The organism is Xenophilus azovorans DSM 13620, assembly GCF_000745855.1.
Classification (GTDB): Bacteria; Pseudomonadota; Gammaproteobacteria; order Burkholderiales; family Burkholderiaceae_C; genus Xenophilus; species Xenophilus azovorans.
Window position 1 is genome coordinate 496,214 of sequence record NZ_KN050766.1, and the last position, 13,406, is coordinate 509,619.

The 13,406-nt window shown below is 69.3% G+C and carries 12 protein-coding genes and 1 tRNA gene; 7 read left to right on the forward strand and 6 right to left on the reverse strand.

Translation table 11 applies throughout. The annotated features are described in order from the left end of the window. Nucleotides 1–6 precede the first annotated feature (6 nt). Genes Q392_RS28815 through Q392_RS28830 form a run of 4 tightly spaced genes read right to left on the reverse strand, consistent with a single transcriptional unit; the run spans nt 7 to nt 5,510 of the window. Nucleotides 7–1,626, reverse strand: a complete 1,620-nt coding sequence (locus Q392_RS28815) for an ABC transporter ATP-binding protein (protein WP_038216979.1) — start codon at nt 1,624–1,626, stop codon at nt 7–9. Next, entirely contained in the window at nt 1,623–2,663 is a 1,041-nt protein-coding gene (locus Q392_RS28820) for an ABC transporter permease (RefSeq protein ID WP_038216982.1), read from the reverse strand. Before Q392_RS28820 ends, Q392_RS28815 begins: the two co-directional genes overlap by 4 nt. A 10-nt stretch (nt 2,664–2,673) precedes the next feature. Continuing rightward, a complete protein-coding gene (locus Q392_RS28825) occupies nt 2,674–3,687 on the reverse strand; it encodes a microcin C ABC transporter permease YejB (RefSeq protein WP_038217519.1) in 1,014 nt (337 codons plus the stop codon). A gap of 5 nt (nt 3,688–3,692) precedes the next feature. Next, nucleotides 3,693–5,510, reverse strand: coding sequence for an extracellular solute-binding protein (locus Q392_RS28830; RefSeq protein WP_038216985.1), 1,818 nt, complete (start codon nt 5,508–5,510; stop codon nt 3,693–3,695). A gap of 148 nt (nt 5,511–5,658) precedes the next feature. On the opposite strand from Q392_RS28830, the gene fabI reads away from it, so the two are divergent. The 4 genes from fabI to Q392_RS28850 all read left to right on the forward strand — a co-directional run bounded on the left by fabI (nt 5,659) and on the right by Q392_RS28850 (nt 8,717). Beyond that, nucleotides 5,659–6,453, forward strand: coding sequence for an enoyl-ACP reductase FabI (fabI, locus tag Q392_RS28835; RefSeq protein ID WP_038216989.1), 795 nt, complete (start codon nt 5,659–5,661; stop codon nt 6,451–6,453). A 14-nt stretch (nt 6,454–6,467) separates the two neighbouring features. Beyond that, entirely contained in the window at nt 6,468–7,319 is an 852-nt protein-coding gene (locus Q392_RS28840) for a DNA ligase (protein ID WP_038216992.1), read from the forward strand. Continuing rightward, entirely contained in the window at nt 7,319–7,720 is a 402-nt protein-coding gene (locus Q392_RS28845) for a YbaN family protein (protein ID WP_038216995.1), read from the forward strand. The genes Q392_RS28840 and Q392_RS28845 overlap by 1 nt, the downstream gene beginning before the upstream one ends. A 127-nt stretch (nt 7,721–7,847) precedes the next feature. After that, nucleotides 7,848–8,717, forward strand: coding sequence for an EamA family transporter (locus Q392_RS28850; protein ID WP_038216999.1), 870 nt, complete (start codon nt 7,848–7,850; stop codon nt 8,715–8,717). A 12-nt stretch (nt 8,718–8,729) separates the two neighbouring features. Here Q392_RS28850 and Q392_RS28855 read toward each other — a convergent pair whose 3' ends face one another. Further along, the gene (locus Q392_RS28855) at nt 8,730–11,015 is read right to left on the reverse strand and encodes an arginine/lysine/ornithine decarboxylase (RefSeq protein ID WP_038217003.1); all 2,286 of its coding nucleotides are present in this window, start codon (nt 11,013–11,015) and stop codon (nt 8,730–8,732) included. 194 nt (nt 11,016–11,209) lie between these two features. Here Q392_RS28855 and Q392_RS28860 point away from each other — a divergent pair, with 194 nt between their 5' ends. From Q392_RS28860 to Q392_RS28870, 3 genes are all read left to right on the forward strand, one after another. Continuing rightward, the gene (locus tag Q392_RS28860; protein ID WP_038217009.1) at nt 11,210–11,635 is read left to right on the forward strand and encodes an NfeD family protein; all 426 of its coding nucleotides are present in this window, start codon (nt 11,210–11,212) and stop codon (nt 11,633–11,635) included. A gap of 36 nt (nt 11,636–11,671) precedes the next feature. Next, a complete protein-coding gene (locus tag Q392_RS28865; protein ID WP_038217014.1) occupies nt 11,672–12,598 on the forward strand; it encodes an SPFH domain-containing protein in 927 nt (308 codons plus the stop codon). Between the two features lie 15 nt (nt 12,599–12,613). Next, a tRNA-Ser gene (locus Q392_RS28870) sits at nt 12,614–12,704 on the forward strand. 90 nt (nt 12,705–12,794) lie between these two features. On the opposite strand, the gene Q392_RS31570 is transcribed toward Q392_RS28870, so the two are convergent. After that, complete coding sequence (locus tag Q392_RS31570) at nt 12,795–13,322, reverse strand: hypothetical protein (RefSeq protein WP_157008409.1); 528 nt, start codon at nt 13,320–13,322, stop codon at nt 12,795–12,797. Nucleotides 13,323–13,406: the final 84 nt, after the last annotated feature.

Genomic DNA, 13,406 nt, shown 5'->3' on the forward strand with positions numbered 1-13,406 from the left:
CTTTTTCTAGTCGGCCAGCGCGGCCGCCACGAGCTGGCGTGTATAGGGATGCTGCGGGCGCTCCAGCACGGCATCGACCTCGCCCTGCTCCAGGATCGCGCCGTCCTTCATCACCACCACCCGGTGCGCCATGGCGCGCACCACCTCGACGTCGTGGGTGATGAGCAGGTAGGCCAGGCCGCGCTCGCGCTGCAGGCGTTGCAGCAGGCCCAGCACCTGCTTCTGGATGGTGACGTCCAGGGCGCTGGTGGGCTCGTCCAGCACCAGCAGTTGCGGATCGACCACCAGCGCACGCGCGATGGCCAGGCGCTGGCGCTGGCCGCCGGAGAACTCGTGCGGATAGCGCTCCAGCAGGCCGGGGAACTGGTCTTCCGTCAGGCCCACGTCGGCCAGCGTGGCCAGCACGCGGCCGCGCCGGGCGGCCGCATCGGGCGCGCCGCCGTGCACCTGCAGCCCCTCGCCGACGATCTGGCCGACCGTCATGCGCGGCGAGAGCGAGGAGAACGGGTCCTGGAAGACCACCTGCACCACGCGCCGCAGCGGCCGGTCGGCCGTGGTGCGGCCGCTCCAGGCGCGGCCGGCGATGCGCAGTTCGCCTTCGGCCGGCAGCAGGCCGAGCGCCGCCAGCGCGAGGGTGGATTTGCCCGAGCCGGACTCGCCCACCACGCCCAGCGTCTCGCCGCGCCCGATGCGCAGCCCGGCGCCCTGCACCGCGACGAAGGCATCGCGGCCGAACCAGCCGCGGATGCCGGGACGGGGCACCGGGTAGCTGACGCGCAGGCCGTCCGCCTGCAGCACCGGCGGCGCGTCGTCGGCCGCGGGCGGCGGGGCCACGTCGCGCACGGGGCGGCTGTCGATCAGCCGGCGGGTGTAGGCGTGCCGCGGGGCGGAGAAGACCTCGGCCACCGCGCCCTGCTCCACCAGGTGGCCCTTTTCCATCACCGCCACGCGGTCGGCGAAGCGGCGCACCAGGTTCAAGTCGTGGGTGATGAGCAGCACCGCCATGCCGTGCTCGCGCTGCAGGCGCTCCAGCAGCTCCAGGATCTGGGTGCGCAGCGTGACGTCCAGCGCGGTGGTCGGCTCGTCGGCCAGCAGCAGCCGGGGTTTGCAGGCCAGGGCCATCGCGATCATGGCGCGCTGGCGCTGGCCGCCGGAGAGCTGATGCGGGAAGGCCCGCGCCCGGCGCGCCGGCTCCGGCACGCCGGTCTCGGCCAGCAGTTGCACCGCGCGTTCATGCGCCTCGCGGGCCGGCAGGGCCTCGTGCAGCTCGAGCACCTCGGCGATCTGCTCGCCCACCGGGTACAGCGGGTTCAGCGCCGTCATCGGCTCCTGGAAGATCATCGCGATCTCGCGGCCGCGGATGCCGCGCAGTTCGCGTTCCGGGACGCTCAGCAGCTCGCGCTCGCCCGCCGGCCCCGCCAGGCGGGCCGAACCGGCGAGCTGCGCGCCCTGCGCCAGGCGCAGCAGGCCCAGGGCGGTGACGGTCTTGCCCGAACCCGATTCGCCCACCAGCGCCAGCTTCTCGCCGGGAGCGATGTCGAAGTCCACGCCATGCACCACCTCGTGGCCGTCGAAGGCCACGCGCAGGCCGCGCACGGACAGCAGGAAGGCGCCGCGGTCGGTCATGCATCGGCCTTTCGCGGGTCCATGGCATCGCGCAGCGCGTCGCCCATGAAGGTCAGCAGCATCAGCGTGAGCACCAGCACGGCGAAGGTGGACATGGAGATCCACCACGCGTCGATGTTGGCCTTGCCCTGGTTGAGCAGCTCGCCCAGCGAGGGCGTGCCCGGCGGCACGCCCAGGCCGAGGAAGTCGAGCGAGGTCAGCGCCAGGATCGCCGCGCTCATGCGGAAGGGCAGGAAGGTGACGACCGGCACCATGCTGTTGGGCAGGATGTGGCGCCACATGATCGCCAGGTTGCCCACGCCCAGCGCTCGGGCGGCGCGCACGTAGTCCATCTGCCGGTTGCGCAGGAACTCGGCGCGCACGTAGTCCGACAGGCCCATCCAGCCGAACAGCGAGAGCAGGATCAGCAGCAGCGCCACGCTGGGCGCGAAGATGGCGCTGAAGATGATCAGCAGGTACAGCTCCGGCATCGAACCCCAGATCTCGATGAAGCGCTGGAAGGCCAGGTCGGTCTTGCCGCCGAAGAAGCCCTGGATGGCGCCGGTGATGACGCCCAGCACCACGCCGATGACGGTGAGCGCCAGCCCGAACAGCACGCTGACGCGAAAGCCGTAGATCAGTTGCGCCAGCAGGTCGCGGCCGCGGTCGTCGGTGCCCAGCAGGTTCTCGCCCGAGGGCAGCGCCGGGTTCGGCTGCTTCGCGAAGTAGTTGAGCGTGCGCGGGCCGTAGGGATTGGGTGCGTAGACGGCCCAGTTGCCGCCCTCGGTGATGCGCTGGCGCACGAACGGGTCGAGGTAGTCGGCCGGCGTCTCGAAGTCGCCGCCGAAGGCCGTCTCGGGGTAGTCCTTGAGGATCGGGAAGTAGGTCTGCCCCTGGTAGCGCACGACGAGCGGCTTGTCGGTGGACAGCACCTCGGCGAACAGGCTCAGCACCACCAGCACGCTGAACAGCACCAGGCTCCAGAAGCCCAGCCGGTTGCGGCGGAAGCGCCGCCAGGCGCGGCGCCCGGGCGACGCCGACTCGACGGAAGCAGGCATGGTGACGGCGCTAGTCAAACTTCACCCTCGGGTCGACCCACACGTAGCACAGATCGCTGATCAGCTTGGTGACCAGCCCGATCAGCGTGAACAGGTACAGCGTGCCCAGCACCACGGGGTAGTCGCGCCGCATCACGCTCTCGTAGCTCAGGAGGCCCAGGCCGTCGAGCGAGAACAGCGTCTCGATCAGCAGCGAGCCGGTGAAGAAGGCGCCGATGAAGGCCGCCGGGAAGCCGGTGATGATGGGGATGAGCGCGTTGCGGAAGATGTGCTTCCACAGCACCTGCTTTTCCCTGAGGCCCTTGGCGCGGGCGGTCAGCACGTACTGCTTGCGGATCTCCTCCAGGAAGGCGTTCTTGGTCAGCATGGCCGTCACCGCGAAGCTGCCCAGCACCATCGCCGTGACGGGCAGCGTGATGTGCCACAGGTAGTCGACGATGCGCGCGCCCCAGCTCAACTGATCCCAGTTGGCCGAGGTCAGCCCCCGCAACGGGAACCACTGCAACTGCCCGCCGAAGATCACCAGCAGCGCCACGCCCAGCACGAAGCCCGGGATGGCATAGCCGATCAGCACGAACAGCGTGGTGACGAAGTCGAAGCGCGTGCCCGCGCGCACCGCCTTGGCCACGCCCAGCGGCACCGCGATCAGGTAGCTGATGAAGAAGGTCCACAGGCCCAGGCTGACGGACACGGGCAGCTTCTCCTTGATGAGCTGGGCCACCGTCTTGTTCTGCGAGAAGCTCTTGCCCAGGTCGAAGCGCAGGTACTGCCCCAGCATCTTCACGAAGCGCTCGGGCGCCGGCTTGTCGAAGCCGTAGAGCGCCTTGATCTCCTCCAGCTGCCGGGCGTCCAGCGCGCGGCCGCCCGGCCCGGCGCTCAGGCGCGCCTCGCGGTCGGTCATGCGCGCGGTGAGCTGTTCCACCGGGCCGCCCGGCACGAACTGGACCACCACGAAATTGAGCAGCAGCACCCCCAGCAGCGTGGGGATGAACAGCAGCAGGCGGCGAAGGACGTAGGAACCCATGGGAATCAGCGCGGTGCCATCCACCACATGGTCAACAGCCAGGAGCGTGCCAGGAGCCGCTGCGGCAGGGCCGCCTCGGGATGGCGCAGATGCGTCTTGCGGGCGATGAAGTACTGCTTGCCGTAGTACATCGGCACCAGGTAGCGCTGGTGCAGCAGGTAGCGGTCGAGCAGGCGCGCCGCTGCGGCGAGCGACGACCGGTCGTGGCTGCCCACGATCAGCTCCACCAGCTCGTCCACCACCGGGTCGGCGATGCCGGAAAGGTTCTGCGAGCCCTTCTCCTGCGCCGACTTCGAGCCGAAGTCGTCGTACAGCTCGTTGCCGGGGCTGGAGGAGCCGCCCAGGATCTGCACCGCCATGTCGAACTCGAAGTCGTCCAGCCGCTTCTTGATCAGGCTCGGGTCGCGCACCAGGTATTCGAGCCGGATGCCCAGCTTGGCCAGGTTGCGCGCGTAGGGCGCCATCACCACGTTCGAGGCGCGGTCGGCGAAGTCGATGCGGATGACGAAGGGCTCGCCCTTGTCGTTGCGCAGCGCCCCGTCGCGGAACTGCCAGCCGGCCTCCCGCAGCAGCGACTGGGCCTGCACGAGCTGCGCGCGCAGGCCCGCCGCGGTGTCGCCCGTCGATGCCGCGCGCGGCAGCGGCCCCTGGGTGCGGGCCAGGTAGTCGGCCTTGTGCTTCAGGCCGTCCAGCAGCTCGCGCTCGGGCGCCGACATCTCCGGCGCGGCCATGAGGTCCTGGCTGTTCTGGAAGTAGCTCTGCGTGCGCGCGCGGCGGCCGTAGAACAGGTGGGCGTTGAGCCAGTCGAAGTCGAAGGCCAGCTCCAGCGCCTGGCGCACCCGGATGTCCTGGAAGCGCGGCTGGCGCAGGTTCACGATCAGCCCCTGCATGCCGGTGAAGCGGGCGTGGGGGATCTCCTCCTTCACCAGTTCGCCGGAATCGAAGCGCCGTCCCTTGTAGCGGCGCACCCAGGCGATGATGGAGCCCTCCTCCAGCGCATCGAGCATGCCGGCCTTGAGGGACTCCTCCTCCCCGATGCGGTCCTTGAAGTACTGGTAGCTGACGCTGCCGAAGTTGAACATGCCGCGCCGCACGGGCAGCTCGGCGGCCCAGTGGTCGGGCCGCCGGCGGTAGGTGATCGACTTGCCGAAGTCCACTTTCTCCACCACGTAGGCGCCGCTGGCGATGGGCGGCTCGGTCACGATCTGGTCGAAGGGCTTGCCCTCGCCCCACTTGGGCGAGAACACCGGCAACTGGCCGATGATCATGTGCAGCTCGGCGTTGCGCCGCTTGAAGTCGAAGCGGATCGCCCGCTCGCCCACCACCACCGCCTCCTTGATGTCGCTCCAGTAGGAGCGGAAGGTGGGCGAGGCCTGCCGGCTCATCAGGGTGTCGAAGGAGTACTTCACGTCCTTCGCCAGCACCGGGTCGCCGTTGGAAAAGCGCGCCTTCGGGTTGAGCCGGAAGGTGACGCTCAGGCGGTCCGGCGCGAGGGCGATGTCCTCGGCCAGCATGCCGTACTGCGAGAAAGGCTCGTCCTCGCTGGGCGTGGTGAGCGACTCGAACATCAGCCCGTACTCGGAGAACACGAAGCCGTTGGCGCTGTAGCCCATGCCCTCCGGCGGCGTGCCCTTGAGGGTGAAGGGGTTGAGCTTGTCGAAGCCGCCGCTGGACGAGAGCACCAGATCGCCGCCCTTGGGCGCGTCGGGGTTCACGTAGTCGAAGTGGGTGAAACCCGGGCCGTACTTGGGCTCGTAGCCCATGCCCTGGCCATGCACGGCCCAGGCGCTGCCGAGAGGGGCCGCGAAGAACGTCAATGCCATGAGCAGCCCAAGAAAACGCCGGGCCGCCCCGAGTTTTCTTGCTCCCCTCGGGGGACGGGTTGGGCGCAGCCCAGCCCTGGGGGCCGTCAATACTCGCATGCGAGAATTCTGCACAACTTTTTCATCGAGTCAGACAAAGGGCAGATTCATGGGCTTTCTCAGCGGCAAGAAACTTCTGATCACCGGCGTGCTCTCCAACCGCTCCATCGCCTACGGCATCGCCAAGGCCTGCCACCAGCAGGGCGCGGAACTCGCCTTCAGCTACGTGGGCGAGCGCTTTAAGGACCGCATCACCGAGTTCGCCGCCGAGTTCGGCTCGACGCTGGTGTTCGACTGCGACGTGGGCGACGACGCGCAGATCGACAAGCTCTTCGCCGACCTGGCGCAGACCTGGCCGAAGTTCGACGGCTTCGTGCACAGCATCGGCTTCGCGCCGCGCGAGGCGATCGCGGGCGACTTCCTGGAAGGCCTCTCGCGCGATGCCTTCAAGGTGGCGCACGACATCAGCGCCTACAGCTTCCCGGCGATGGCCAAGGCCGCCCTGCCCTACCTGAACGACCGCGCGGCGCTGCTCACGCTGACCTACCTGGGCGCCGTGCGCGTGGTGCCCAACTACAACACCATGGGCCTGGCCAAGGCCAGCCTCGAAGCCTCGGTGCGCTACCTGGCCGGCTCGCTCGGCCCCCGGGGCATCCGCGTCAACGGCGTCAGCGCCGGGCCGATCAAGACGCTGGCCGCGAGCGGCATCAAGGGCTTCGGCAAGCTGCTGCCTGCCGTGGCGGCCGTCTCTCCGATCCGCCGCAACATCACGATCGAGGACGTGGGCAACGTGGCGGCCTTCCTGCTGTCCGACCTGGCCGGCGGCGTGACGGCCGAGATCACCTACGTGGACGGCGGCTTCAGCAACGTGGTGGGCGGCATCGACGAGCCGGCCGAGGGCTGAGCCCTGCAGGCCCGATGAGCCTCACCCGCCGGCAATGGCTGTGGGGTGCGGCCCTCGGGGCGGGCACCCTGCCGTGGCTGCCTTCGCATGCCGCCGCGCCGGCGCTGATGCTGGCCGACACCTGGCGCCCCGGCATGCCGCTGGCGGGTTACTGGGTCAGCGAGAAGTACGACGGGATGCGCGGCTACTGGGACGGCCGCCAGCTCTGGACGCGCGGCGGCGAGCGCGTCTTCGCCCCGGCCTGGTTCACCGCCGGCTGGCCTGCCCAGCCCATGGACGGCGAACTGTGGGCCGGCCGCGGCCGCTTCGGGTTCACCGCCGCCACCGTGCGAAGCCAGGTGCCCGACGAGAAGGCCTGGCGCGAAGTGCGCTTCATGGTCTTCGACCTGCCCGCGCAGCCCGGCGACTTCGATGCGCGCCTGGCCGCCCTGCGCCGGTTGCTGCCGCTGCCGGCAATCCCCTGGCTGGTGGCGGTGCAGCAGCAGCGCGCGACCACCGCGCAGGCTCTGCAGGCGCTGCTGGACAGGACCGTGCAGCAGGGCGGCGAAGGACTGATGCTGCACCTGGGCAGCGCGCCCTACCGCTCCGGCCGCAGCGCCGACCTGCTCAAGGTCAAGCCGCACGACGACGCCGAGGCGGTGGTCGTCGGGCACCTGCCCGGCCAGGGCCGTCACGCCGGGCGGCTGGGTGCATTGCGTGTGCGCACGCCGGAGGGCCGGCTGCTGCGCATCGGCAGTGGCTTCACCGACGCCCAGCGCCAGAGCCCGCCGCCGGTGGGCAGCACCATCACCTACCGCTACAACGGGCTGAGCGCGCAGGGTGTGCCGCGCTTCGCGCGCTTCCTGCGCGTGCGCGACGGTGCCTGATGGACTCCCCCGACGACGATCCGCCACCCCGCCCCGCCCAGGGCCCGCTGCGCTGGCTGATGGTCGCGCTGGCCATCGTCTCGCTGGCGCTGGCCGTGCTCGGCGTGGTGCTGCCCGGCCTGCCGACCACGCCCTTCGTGCTGCTGGCGGCCTGGGCGGCGGCGCGCAGTTCGCCGCGGCTGGCGGCGTGGCTGGAACAGCATCGGCTGTTCGGACCGCTGATCCGGGACTGGCGCCGCGGCGGCCGGGTCAGCCGCCGTGCCAAGCGCAGCGCGGCCATCGCGATGGCCGCATGCGCGGCGCTGCTGCTGTGGCTGTCGCCCTCGCGCTGGGGTGCGCTGGCCGGCATCGGCGCGATGGCCTGCGTACTGGCCTGGCTCTGGCACCGGCCGGAGCCCTGACCGAGGAACGAGGTGCACGCCGCGCCGCGATGACATAGACAATCCCCTCCAGGAAAGGCAGCCGCATCATCATGGCCGAACGCAGGATCCCGTCCCACGCCGCCGTTGCACCACGGTCGGGCGCGGCATGACGCTCACCGGCCCGGTCGCGCTCGCGGTGCTGTTCGGCGCACTGCTGCACGCGAGCTGGAACGCGCTGATCAAGTCGTCCACCGACAAGTCGCTCGACACCGCGCTGATCCACGGCCTGGGCGTGTTCTTCGCGGTGCCGATGCTCGTCTTCACCGGCCTGCCCGCCCTGGCCTCGTGGCCCTACCTGGCCGCATCGACCGTCGTCCACATCGGCTACTACATCGCCCTGGCCGGCGCCTACAAGCACGGCGACCTGGGCCTGGCCTACCCGGTGATGCGCGGCAGCGCACCGCTGCTGGTGGCGCTGGGCAGCCACGCGCTGCTGGGCGAGGCGCTTTCCGCCGGCGCCTGGCTGGGCGTGGCGGGCGTGTGCGCAGGTGTGTTGCTGCTGGGACTGGCGCCGGCGCGTCTGCAAACCGCCGGCGGACACCGCGGCAAGGCGCTCGGCTTCGCACTGGCCAACGCCGGCATCATCGCCGTCTACACCGTCATCGACGGACTTGGCGTGCGCGCCAGCGGCAATGCCGGGGCCTATGTGGCGTTGTTGTTCGTCTTCGACGGCCTGCCCTTCCTGCTGCTGGTGCTGTGGCGGCGCGGGCCCGCGCACCGTGCGGCAGCGCTGGCCTACATGGCGCGGCGGTCGCGCGTGGCCTGGCTGGGCACGGTGGCCTCGCTCGGCAGCTACGGCATCGCGCTGTGGGCGATGACGCGCGCACCGGTGGCGGTGGTGGCGGCGCTGCGCGAGACCTCGGTGCTCTTCGCCGCGCTGATCGGCGCCGTATGGCTGCGCGAGCGCTTCGGCCTGCAGCGCGTGCTGGGCACCGCGGCCGTGCTGGCCGGGGTGATGACGCTGCGCTTCGGCTGACGCCGCCGGGCGTCAGGCCCTGACGCAGTCCGCGTAGTAGCGCTTCTGCCCGCTCTCGTCGACGCGCGCCACCAGCCCGTGGATGTCGGTCTCGAAGCCCGGGCACTCCAGGTTGAACTGGCGGGCGAACTTCAGGTAGTCGACGATCTTCTTGTTGAACACCTCGCCCGGGATCAGCAGCGGGATGCCGGGCGGGTACGGCGTGATCAGGCTGGTGGTGATGCGGCCTTCCAGCTCGTCGATCTCCACGCGCTCGGTCTTGCGGTGCGCGATGTGGGCGAAGGCGTCGCTGGGCTTCATCGCCGGCGTCAGGTCCGACAGGTAGATCTCGGTGGTCAGCCGCGCCACGTCGTAGCGGGCATACAGCTCGTGCACGCGCTGGCACAGGTCGCGCAGGCCCATGCGCTCGTAGCCGGGGTGCTGCTGGCAGAACTCCGGCATGATGCGCCACATCGGCTGGTTGCGCGCGTAGTCGTCCTTGAACTGCTGCAGCGCCGTCAGCAGCGTGTTCCAGCGGCCCTTGGTGATGCCGATGGTGAACATGATGAAGAAGCTGTACAGGCCCGTCTTCTCCACGATCACGCCGTGCTCGGCCAGGAACTTGGTGACGATGGAGGCCGGGATGCCCGTCTCGGCGAACTTGCCGTTCAGGTCCAGCCCCGGCGTGACGATGGTGGACTTGATCGGGTCCAGCATGTTGAAGCCGTCGGCCAGCTTGCCGAAGCCGTGCCAGTTGCGCGCCCCGTTCTTGCCGTTGCCCTTGCCTTCGGCCTTGATGATCCAGTCGTCGGCGCGGCCGATGCCCTCGTCCACCAGGTGCTCGGGGCCCCAGACCTTGAACCACCATTCGTCCTCGCCGAACTCGGCTTCGACCTTGCGCATGGCGCGGCGGAAGTCCAGTGCTTCCAGAATGCTCTCTTCGACCAGCGCAGTGCCGCCGGGCGGCTCCATCATGGCGGCGGCCACGTCGCAGCTGGCGATGATGGCGTACTGCGGGCTGGTCGACGAGTGCATGAGATAGGCCTCGTTGAACAGGTCGCGGTCGAGCTGGCGGTTCTGCGAGTCCTGCACCAGCACGTGGCTGGCCTGGCTGATGCCGGCCAGCAGCTTGTGCGTGGACTGGGTGGCGAACACCAGCGACTCCTTGGGCCGCACGCGCCGCTTGCCCATCGCGTGGTACGGCCCGTAGAAAGGGTGGAAGGCCGCGTGCGGCAGCCAGGCCTCGTCGAAGTGCAGCGTGTCGACGTAGCCGTCCAGCATGCCCTTGATCGTCTCGGTGTTGTAGATCACGCCGTCGTAGGTGGACTGCGTGAGCGTCAGCACGCGCGGCTTGACCTTGTCGGCGTCCACGTCCTTGAGCAGCGGGTTGGCGCGGATCTTGGCCTTGATCGCCTCGGGCTCGAACTCGCTCTTCGGGATCGGGCCGATGATCCCGAAGTGGTTGCGCGTGGGCTTCATGAAGACCGGGATCGCGCCCGTCATCACGATCGCGTGCAGGATCGACTTGTGGCAGTTGCGGTCCACCACCACCACGTCGCCCGGCGCCACCGTGTGGTGCCACACCATCTTGTTGCTGGTGCTGGTGCCGTTGGTGACGAAGAAGCAGTGGTCGGCGTTGAAGATGCGCGCCGCGTTGCGCTCGCTGGCGGCCACGGGGCCGGTGTGGTCCAGCAGCTGGCCCAGTTCCTCCACCGCGTTGCACACGTCGGCGCGCAGCATGTTCTCGCCGAAGAACTGGTGGAACATCTGGCCCACCGGGCTCTTGAGGAAGGCCACGCCGCCCGAGTGGCCGGGGCAGTGCCAGGAGTAGGAGCCGTCCTCCGCGTAGTCGATCAGCGCCTTGAAGAACGGCGGCTGCACGCTCTCCAGGTAGCTCTTGGCCTCGCGGATGATGTGCTTGGCCACGAACTCCGGCGTGTCCTCGAACATGTGGATGAAGCCGTGCAGCTCGCGCAGGATGTCGTTGGGCAGGTGGCGGCTGGTCTTGGTCTCGCCGTAGATGTAGATCGGCACGTCGGCGTTCTTGCGCCGCACCTCGCCGATGAAGTTGCGCAGGTTCAGCACCGCCGGATCGACGTCGGGGCCGGCGCCGAACTCCTCGTCGTCGATCGACAGGATGAACGCGCTGGCGCGGCTTTGCTGCTGCGCGAACTGGCTCAGGTCGCCGTAGCTCGTCACGCCCAGCACCTCGAAGCCCTCGCTTTCGATGGCCTGGGCCAGCGCCCGGATGCCCAGGCCCGAGGTGTTCTCGGAGCGGAAGTCCTCGTCGATGATGACGATCGGGAAGCGGAATTTCATGGGGGCGGCTCCGGTGGCGGCTGCGCGAAGAAGGCGCGAAGTGTAAGGAATTCAAGTGACCGTACGCTGAGCGTTCTGTCTCACAATGGCGGCCTTTGCCGAGAGCGCCCCCCAGGGCCGGGCTGCGCCCGACCCGCCCCCCGCGGGGGACAAGAAAACTTGGGGCGGCCCGGCGTTTTTCTCGAGGAGATCTCATGGCGAATTCGACCCTGTGGTGGCTGCTGGCCGGCGTCGCCGTCGTGCTCGAACTGCTGTCAGGCACCGTCTACCTGCTGCTGGTGGGCATCGGCCTTGCCGCCGCCGCCATCGCCGCCCACCTGGGCCTGGCGCTGACGACGCAGATCGTGGTGGCGGCGCTGGTCGGGGTGGGTGCCGTCGCCCTGTGGTACGTCACGCACCGCCGCGGCGCCAGCGGCGTGCCCAGCCAGGCCGACCCGAACCTGAACCTCGACGTGGGAGAACAGGTCAGCGTCGAGGAATGGAACGCCGACGGCACCGCGGTCGTGCGGCACCGCGGCGCGCAGTGGACCGCCGTGGTCCGCCCGGGTGCCGTGCCCGTGCCGGGCCTGCACCGCGTCGTCGAAATCGTGGGCAACCGCCTGGTGCTCGAAAGAATCTGAACCGCCATCAACGCAAGCAATCAAGGAGAAGCAGGAATGGAAGTCGCCGTCGTCATCCTCGTCATCGCCCTCATCTTCATCTGGCAGTCGATCAAGTTCGTGCCCCAGCAGAACGCCTGGATCCGCGAGCGCCTGGGCAAGTACCACGGCACCATGACACCGGGCCCCAACTTCCTCATCCCCTTCATCGACAAGGTGGCCTACAAGCACAGCCTGAAGGAGATCCCGCTGGACGTGCCCAGCCAGGTCTGCATCACGCGCGACAACACGCAGTTGCAGGTGGACGGTATCCTGTACTTCCAGGTCACGGACCCGATGCGCGCCAGCTACGGCAGCAGCAACTACATCGTGGCCGTCACCCAGCTGGCGCAGACCTCGCTGCGCAGCGTGATCGGCAAGCTGGAGCTGGACAAGACCTTCGAGGAGCGCGACATGATCAACGCCCAGGTCGTCTCCGCCATCGACGAGGCGGCGCTGAACTGGGGCGTGAAGGTGCTGCGCTACGAGATCAAGGACCTGACCCCGCCCAAGGAAATCCTGCAGGCCATGCAACGCCAGATCACGGCCGAACGTGAGAAGCGTGCGCTGATCGCGGCGTCCGAGGGCCGGCGCCAGGAGCAGATCAACATCGCCACCGGCGAGCGCGAAGCCTTCATCGCCCGCTCCGAGGGCGAGAAGCAGGCGCAGATCAACAACGCGCAGGGCGAGGCCGCTGCCATCACCGCCGTGGCCGTGGCGACGGCCGAGGCCATCGAGCGCGTGGCCGCCGCCATCCGCCAGCCGGGCGGCGAGCAGGCCGTGCAACTCAAGGTGGCCGAGCGCGCCGTGGACGCCTACAGCAAGGTGGCGGCCGACGCGACCACCACCCTCATCGTGCCCAGCAGCATGAACGAGACCGCCACCCTCATCGCTTCGGCCATGCGCATGGTGCAGGCCGGCAAGGCGCCCTCTTCCGCAGGTTAGAATGGCCGGCTTCGCGGAGAGGTGGATGAGCGGTTTAAGTCGCACGCCTGGAAAGCGTGTGTGGGCTAATACCCCACCGCGGGTTCGAATCCCGCCCTCTCCGCCAGAATTGAGTCCACCGACATCCGCCAACGTGCGGTAGGTCATTGAAAAAGCCCGGGTCATCCGGGCTTTTTTGTGCGCTGACGCCAGGAACTCAGCAGCGCGCGCGGAACTGCGCGTCCCGTACTTCCTTGCGCCGCTCGGCGATCCACGACTGCGATACGCCGCTGTGCGGCTGCCGTGCCATGCGGTCGTAGTAGGCCACCTGCTCATTGAAGTGGGCGCAGCGCGACGGGTCGCCGCCGGTGGCCCCCGGCGTGCTCGCCCCGCGCTGGCTCATCACCTGCCGTTGCACCGCGTAGCCTTGCCGGGTCTGCTGATCGGCGATCTGGACCTGCTGGTCCCACGGCAGTCCTGCCGGCACCGACTCGATCCGTTCGATCAGCGCGCCGCGCTCGCGGCAGTGATTCGATGACCAGAACCGGCCGCCGCTGTTGCTCACGCACAGGTACACCTGGGCAGCGCCGGCGGCGTCGAGGTTGCGCACCGGCGGCGACACGTCCACCACCCGGCCCTTGCCGCAGGGTTCGCTGCTGTACTGGTTGCCGCAGCGATAGACCTGCTGGGCCTGCATGGAGGAACTGGCGGCGACCAGCAGCAAGGCGACGAGAGCGGAGCGCATCCGGGGGATCGTAGCGCCGCGGCCGAGAGCGAGGCGCGGCCTGTCGAAGGACGAGGTCGGACATCCCACACCCATGCGGGCCTG

Bases quoted from the DNA above. Each gene is read 5' to 3' on its own strand.
- Q392_RS28815 (WP_038216979.1), bottom strand. From the start codon at position 1,626: ATGACCGACCGCGGCGCCTTCCTGCTGTCCGTGCGCGGCCTGCGCGTG.
- Q392_RS28820 (WP_038216982.1), bottom strand. From the start codon at position 2,663: ATGCCTGCTTCCGTCGAGTCGGCGTCGCCCGGGCGCCGCGCCTGGCGG.
- Q392_RS28825 (WP_038217519.1), bottom strand. From the start codon at position 3,687: ATGGGTTCCTACGTCCTTCGCCGCCTGCTGCTGTTCATCCCCACGCTG.
- Q392_RS28830 (WP_038216985.1), bottom strand. From the start codon at position 5,510: ATGGCATTGACGTTCTTCGCGGCCCCTCTCGGCAGCGCCTGGGCCGTG.
- fabI (WP_038216989.1), top strand. From the start codon at position 5,659: ATGGGCTTTCTCAGCGGCAAGAAACTTCTGATCACCGGCGTGCTCTCC.
- Q392_RS28840 (WP_038216992.1), top strand. From the start codon at position 6,468: ATGAGCCTCACCCGCCGGCAATGGCTGTGGGGTGCGGCCCTCGGGGCG.
- Q392_RS28845 (WP_038216995.1), top strand. From the start codon at position 7,319: ATGGACTCCCCCGACGACGATCCGCCACCCCGCCCCGCCCAGGGCCCG.
- Q392_RS28850 (WP_038216999.1), top strand. From the start codon at position 7,848: ATGACGCTCACCGGCCCGGTCGCGCTCGCGGTGCTGTTCGGCGCACTG.
- Q392_RS28855 (WP_038217003.1), bottom strand. From the start codon at position 11,015: ATGAAATTCCGCTTCCCGATCGTCATCATCGACGAGGACTTCCGCTCC.
- Q392_RS28860 (WP_038217009.1), top strand. From the start codon at position 11,210: ATGGCGAATTCGACCCTGTGGTGGCTGCTGGCCGGCGTCGCCGTCGTG.
- Q392_RS28865 (WP_038217014.1), top strand. From the start codon at position 11,672: ATGGAAGTCGCCGTCGTCATCCTCGTCATCGCCCTCATCTTCATCTGG.
- Q392_RS31570 (WP_157008409.1), bottom strand. From the start codon at position 13,322: ATGCGCTCCGCTCTCGTCGCCTTGCTGCTGGTCGCCGCCAGTTCCTCC.